The sequence below is a fragment of the Burkholderia sp. Ac-20392 genome, from assembly GCF_017104585.1.
GTDB lineage: Bacteria > Pseudomonadota > Gammaproteobacteria > Burkholderiales > Burkholderiaceae > Burkholderia > Burkholderia lata.
Window position 1 is genome coordinate 1 of the sequence record NZ_JAAGPB010000470.1, and the last position, 6,426, is coordinate 6,426.

The window sequence follows — 6,426 nt, forward strand, 5'->3', positions numbered from 1 at the left end:
TGGCCGGCGCTCGCTCAGGCCTGCTTCTTCGACAGTGCGAGACGCAGCAGGTCGGCCACCGTGTTGACGTTGAGCTTTTCCATGATGTTCGCGCGGTGCGCTTCGACCGTCTTGATGCTGATGCCGAGATCGTCGGCGATCTGCTTGTTCAGGCGGCCCGCGATGATCCGTTCGAGCACCTGCTGCTCGCGCGCGGTCAGCTTCGACAGGCGTTCGCTCGCGGCACGCTGCTCCTGGACGCTCTTGCTTTCGCTTCGGGCCTTGTCGAGCATCCGCTCGACGAGCTTGCGCAGCTCGGCTTCGTCGAACGGTTTCTCGATAAAGTCCATCGCACCCTTTTTCATCGTCGAGACGGCCATCGGCACGTCGCCGTGACCCGTGACGAAGATGATCGGCAGCGCGGCATTGTCGGCAATCAGGCGCTCCTGCAGTTCGAGGCCGCTCATGCCCGACATCCGGACGTCGAGGATCAGGCACGCGATCTGGCCGGCCTGCTGTGCAGGCTGGTAGGCATCGAGGAACTGCTCGGCGCTCGAGAAGCATTGCACGCGATAGCCGTTCGCCTCCAGCAGCCAGCGCAGCGAGTCCCGTACGGCCTCGTCGTCGTCAACGACAAAGACGGTTTCCTGAGTGGTGGTGACAGGGCTATTCATAGTTCTCCCGTAACGGTATGTGATGCCGATGCCTCGCGCCCCCCTTGGCCGAGATCAGCGGGTTCCCCAATGGGCAAGCTGCAGTGGAACGTTGCGCCGGATATGCGGCCATCCGACTCGACGTTGTTGACCACCCACAGACGCCCCCGATGCGATTCGATAATCGAACGACAGATATTCAGCCCCATGCCCATGCCATCGGACTTGGTGCTGTAAAACGGTTCAAACAGGCGCTCGGCGGTCGCTTCGTCGACGCCCGGGCCCTGGTCGATCACGCGGATGTCGACGAAGCCCGCCTCGATGTCGGCGACGACGCGGATCACGCCGTCCGCCGCCACCGGCTTCACGTCGGCCATCGCTTCGGCCGCGTTCTTCATCAGGTTCACGAGCACCTGCTCGATCAGCACGGGGTCGACATAAATAATAGGCATTCTTGCGAGGATTTCCGTGACGATCCGGATCCTGCGCTTCCTGGCCTCGATTTCGGCGAGCCCGACCGCGTCGGCGACGATGTCCGCGACCCGCGCCGGCTGGCGCTTCGGCTCGCTGCGCTTCACAAATTCGCGGATCCGCTTGACGATCATCCCCGCGCGCAGCGCCTGCTGCGCGGTCTTTTCCAGCGCGGGCTGAAGTGTTTCCGGCGTGCCGCGGCCACTCTTCACGAGCGCGAGCGTGCCCGAGCAGTAGTTGTTGATCGCGGCGAGCGGCTGGTTCAATTCGTGAGCAATCGACGACGCCATTTCACCCATCGTCATCAATCGGCTCGTGAACTGCAGCTTCTCTTCCTGCTGGTGCGCGAGTTCCTGTGCCTTCTTGCGGGTCGTGATGTCGGTCGCGATCTGCATCTGCGCGAGGTGGCCGTCCACCCACTGGATGTACTGGCGGCGCACCTCGAACCACTTCTGGATGCTCTCGACGTACACCTCCTGCGCATCGGCGGTGCTGCTCGTCAACGCGGCGGCCGGCAGGCCCGCGAACGCGTCGACCATGTCGATCGAGTCGGACGATGCCTGCGCGCGGTCGAAGCCGCCGCCCGACAGCTCGAGATGGCCGTCCGGGCGAATGCCGAACAGGTGGCGGTAGTAGCGGTTCGCGAACAGCAGCTCGGCTTCGTCTGCAGCCAGCACCGACACCGCGGCGTCGAGGCTTTCGAGCACCGTCGTGAAGCGCTCGTGCGCGGCCGCGAGTTCCTCGCGCGCACGCTTCGGCTCCGTGATGTCGGTCATCGACGACATCCAGCCGGTCTGGCGGCCCGAGCTGTCGATCAGCGGCGACACGTACAGGCGTGCATGGAACAGCGTGCCGTTCTTGCGCCGCACGCGCAGCTCGAAGCCCGAGCTCGGCGCCTTGCCGCGCAGCGTCATGTCGAGCTGGCGCTGCATTTCCGGGTATGCGTCACGCGGCCAGTACGGGAACGGCGCGACCTTGCCGACGAGGTCGGTTTCGTCCCAGCCCGTCATCCGGCAGAACGCGGGGTTCACGTGCGTGATGCGGCCGTGCATGTCGAGCACGCGCATGCCGATCAGCACCGAGTTTTCCATCGCGCGGCGGAAGAACGCTTCCGCGTACAGCGCCTGCTGCGCCTCGAAGCGCTGGCGCGTGTGCTTCCACAGGCTCCAGAGGCTCCACAGCACGAAGCACGACAGGCCCGCGACAAGCCACACGAGCGTGTTGTTGGTCAGGTTCGTGAGCTGCGGGAAGGCGTACACGCGCACGGTCAGCCCCTGGCCGGGCGGATCGAGCGGCAGGTCGTAGTGCGAGTCGCGCGGCAGGCGCGGGCGCGTCGACGTGGACGACAGCTCGCGGTTGTTCGCGTCGGTGATCGAGATCTTGTACTTCGACGACAGCTCCTGCGGGATGTCGTGCTTCAGGATGCCTTCGACCGAGAACACCGCGGCGATCGAGCCGAGATACTCGCGGTCGCCGCGCATCACCGGGGTCTGCAGCGTGATGAAGCCGTTGCCGAAGTCGTCGTAGATCAGCGGCGAATAGGCCTGGCGGCGCGTGCTGCGCGCCTCGTCGTACGCGCCGCGCACGGCGTCCTGCATCTGCGCTTCGCCGGGCTTCGCGAGTCGCTGGCCGAGCAGCGGCGGATGCACGGTCGGCCAGCGCTGCACGCCGGGCGACGTGTACCAGTTCAGGTAGAGGATTTCCGGATGCGTTTGCATCACGTCCGCGACCGCCATCTGGAATGCGTTCTGGTCGAGGCGGCCGGAGGCGAGATCGCGCGACAGCGCCTGGAGCTGTTCCTGCGCGCCCGTCATCGACAGGCGGATCTGCTGCTGCGCCCACGCGACGTTACGGAAGAGGGTGTCTTCCTGCTGCTGCTGTTCGCGGCGATTGAGGCTCCACAGGATGAGGCTCATCACCACCAGGAACACCAGGATCGACAGCAGGGGCGTCAGCAAATAGGAATTGGACCACCACGGTCCGTGGTGCCAACGGGACGGCTGCGACTCCGCCGGCGGGCCCGACGGTCGCGCCGAGCGTGCGAAAAGCCGATCGGTCAACATTGGACGATTGTAGCGCAGCGCAATACATGGAAAACCTATACCGGATATGTTGAACGGAAACGGATTTGTTCAGCCGAGACGCGCCGGAGAGCCCCGAAATATGGGTGCAGTGCAGCAATATTCCGCATTACGAGAAAAGATCTCACAATTCGAAAATTTTGTTGCGCAGGCCCGCGCACGCTCATTACAATCCGTCGGAGCTTGCCCGCAGCCGGTCGCGTCGCGTCGTCTGCACGAGAGCGATCCTCACATTCCAGGACCCAGGAGACGAGAATGTCCGCTGTACCGAACGAAGTGATGAAATATGTCGCCGCCGAACGTGACGACGACCCGCAAGAAACCGTCGAGTGGCTGGAGTCGCTCGATGGCGTGATCTCCTCCGTGGGCACCGGCCGCGCGCATTACCTGATCGAAAAGCAGATCGAGTTCGCCCGCATGCACGGCGAACACCTGCCGTTCTCCGCCAATACCCCGTACATCAATACGATCCCGGTCGCCGCGCAGGCGAAGATTCCGGGCGACCAGGACCTCGAGCACCGCATCCGTTCGTACACGCGCTGGAACGCGCTGGCGATGGTGCTGCGCGCGGGCAAGGACACGAACGTCGGCGGTCACATCGCATCGTTCGCGTCGGCCGCGACGCTCTATGACGTCGGCTACAACCACTTCTGGCACGCAGCGTCCGAGCAGCACGGCGGCGATCTCGTGTTCGTGCAGGGCCACTCGTCGCCGGGCGTGTACTCGCGCGCGTTCCTGCTCGGCCGCCTGAAGGAGGAGCAGCTCGACAACTTCCGCCAGGAAGTCGACGGCCAGGGCATTTCGTCGTACCCGCACCCGTGGCTGATGCCGGACTTCTGGCAGTTCCCGACCGTGTCGATGGGTCTCGGCCCGATCATGGCGATCTACCAGGCGCGCTTCATGAAGTACCTGCAGGCGCGCGGCATCACGAAGACCGAAGGCCGCAAGGTGTGGGCATTCCTCGGCGACGGCGAGACGGACGAGCCGGAATCGCTCGGCGCGATCGGGATGGCGAGCCGCGAGAAGCTCGACAATCTCGTGTTCGTGATCAACTGCAACCTGCAGCGTCTCGACGGCCCGGTGCGCGGCAACGGCAAGATCATCCAGGAACTCGAATCGGAGTTCCGCGGCGCCGGCTGGAACGTGATCAAGGTCATCTGGGGCAGCCGCTGGGATGCGCTGTTCGCACGCGACAAGTCGGGCGCGCTGATGCGCCGCATGATGGAAGCCGTCGACGGCGAATACCAGACGTACAAGTCGGAGTCGGGCGCGTTCGTGCGCGAGCACTTCTTCAACACGCCTGAACTGAAGGCACTCGTCGCCGACTGGTCGGACGACGACATCTGGGCACTGAACCGCGGCGGCCACGATCCGCACAAGATCTACGCGGCTTTCCACGAAGCCACGAACACGAAGGGCGCGCCGACCGTCATCCTCGCGAAGACCATCAAGGGCTACGGGATGGGCGAGTCGGGCCAGGCGATGAACATCACGCACCAGCAGAAGAAGCTGCCGGTCGAGCAACTGAAGAAGTTCCGTGACCAGTTCCGCCTGCCGATCACCGACGAGCAGATCGCCGACGTGCCGTACCTGAAGTTCGAGGAAGGCTCGAAGGAACTCGAATACATGCGCCAGAAGCGCATGGACCTCGGCGGCTACCTGCCGCATCGCCGCGAGAAGGCGACGTCGCTGCCGGTGCCGGCGCTCGACGCATTCGAGCCGCTGCTGAAGGGCACGGGCGAAGGCCGCGAGATCTCGACGACGATGTCGTTCGTGCGGATCCTGAACATCCTGCTGAAGGACAAGGCGCTGGGCAAGCGCATCGTGCCGATCGTCCCGGACGAATCGCGTACGTTCGGCATGGAAGGCCTGTTCCGCCAGATCGGTATCTGGAACCAGGAAGGCCAGAAGTACGTGCCGGAAGATTCCGACCAGCTGATGTTCTACAAGGAATCGGAAACCGGCCAGATCCTGCAGGAAGGCATCAACGAAGCGGGCGGCATGTGCGACTGGATCGCGGCGGCGACGTCGTACTCGACGCACGGCGAGATCATGGTGCCGTTCTACATCTTCTATTCGATGTTCGGCTTCCAGCGGATCGGCGACCTGGCATGGGCCGCGGGCGACATGCGTTCGCGCGGCTTCCTGCTCGGCGGTACCGCGGGCCGCACGACGCTGAACGGCGAAGGCCTGCAGCACGAAGACGGCCACTCGCTCCTGTGGGCGGCATCGGTGCCGAACTGCGTGAGCTACGACCCGACGTTCGGCTACGAACTCGCCGTGATCGTCCAGGACGGCCTGCGCCGCATGGTGCAGGACCAGGAAGACGTGTACTACTACATCACGGTGATGAACGAGAACTACGAGCACCCGGCGATTCCGCAGGGCGAGCACGTGGCGGCCGACATCATCAAGGGCATGTACGCGTTCAAGAAGGCCGACGCCGACAAGAAGGCGCCGCGCGTCCAGCTGCTCGGCGCGGGCACGATCTTCAACGAAGTGATCGCTGCCGCCGATCTCCTGAAGAACGACTGGGGCGTCGCCGCCGACCTGTGGAGCGTGCCGAGCTTCACGGAACTCGCGCGCGAAGGCCACCAGGTCGAACGCTGGAACCTGCTCCATCCGACCGAAGAGCGTCGTCTGTCGCACGTGCAGAAGTGCCTGAAGGACACGCAGGGCCCGGTCATCGCATCGACCGACTACGTCCGCGCGCTGGTCGACCAGATCCGCGGCCAGATCGATCGCCGCTTCGTCGTGCTGGGCACGGACGGCTTCGGCCGCTCGGATACCCGCGAGAAGCTGCGTCACTTCTTCGAAGTCGACCGTCACTGGGTTACCGTCGCCGCGCTCAACGCGCTGGCCGACGAGGGCACGATCGAGCGCAAGGTGGTCGCGGAAGCGATCGCCAAGTACAACCTCGATCCGTCGAAGCCCAACCCGATGACCGTTTAACGCACACGCCGTGTGATGCCGCGCGTCGCTCCCGCGAGGGGCGCGCGCGGCCATGGAGACAGAAACAGATGAGTCAAGCGATCGAAGTGAAGGTGCCGGATATCGGCGATTACAAGGATGTGCCGGTGATCGAGATCGGCGTGAAGGTCGGCGATACCGTCGAGCCGGAGCAGTCGCTCGTCACGCTCGAGTCGGACAAGGCGACGATGGACGTGCCGAGCCCGGTCGGCGGCGTCGTGAAGGAAATCAAGGTCAAGGTGGGCGATTCCGTGTCGGAAGGCTCGCTGATC

4 protein-coding genes are annotated in these 6,426 nt (G+C 64.4%); 2 read left to right on the forward strand and 2 right to left on the reverse strand.

Annotated features, from left to right (window positions below):
• Positions 1-14 precede the first annotated feature (14 nt).
• Both fixJ and fixL read right to left on the reverse strand, forming a co-directional pair.
• Positions 15-653, reverse strand: a complete 639-nt coding sequence (gene fixJ, locus G3N99_RS32230) for an oxygen response regulator transcription factor FixJ (RefSeq protein WP_006493245.1) — start codon at positions 651-653, stop codon at positions 15-17.
• Positions 650-3,166, reverse strand: a complete 2,517-nt coding sequence (gene fixL, locus G3N99_RS32235) for an oxygen sensor histidine kinase FixL (RefSeq protein WP_206124397.1) — start codon at positions 3,164-3,166, stop codon at positions 650-652. Before fixL ends, fixJ begins: the two co-directional genes overlap by 4 nt.
• A gap of 273 nt (positions 3,167-3,439) precedes the next feature.
• Between fixL and aceE the strand changes: the two genes are divergently transcribed.
• Both aceE and G3N99_RS32245 read left to right on the forward strand, forming a co-directional pair.
• The gene (gene aceE, locus G3N99_RS32240; RefSeq protein WP_174941854.1) at positions 3,440-6,136 is read left to right on the forward strand and encodes a pyruvate dehydrogenase (acetyl-transferring), homodimeric type; all 2,697 of its coding nucleotides are present in this window, start codon (positions 3,440-3,442) and stop codon (positions 6,134-6,136) included.
• A 68-nt stretch (positions 6,137-6,204) separates the two neighbouring features.
• Positions 6,205-6,426, forward strand: a 222-nt coding sequence (locus G3N99_RS32245; RefSeq protein WP_346778512.1) for a biotin/lipoyl-containing protein, incomplete at its 3' end; no start/stop codon positions are given.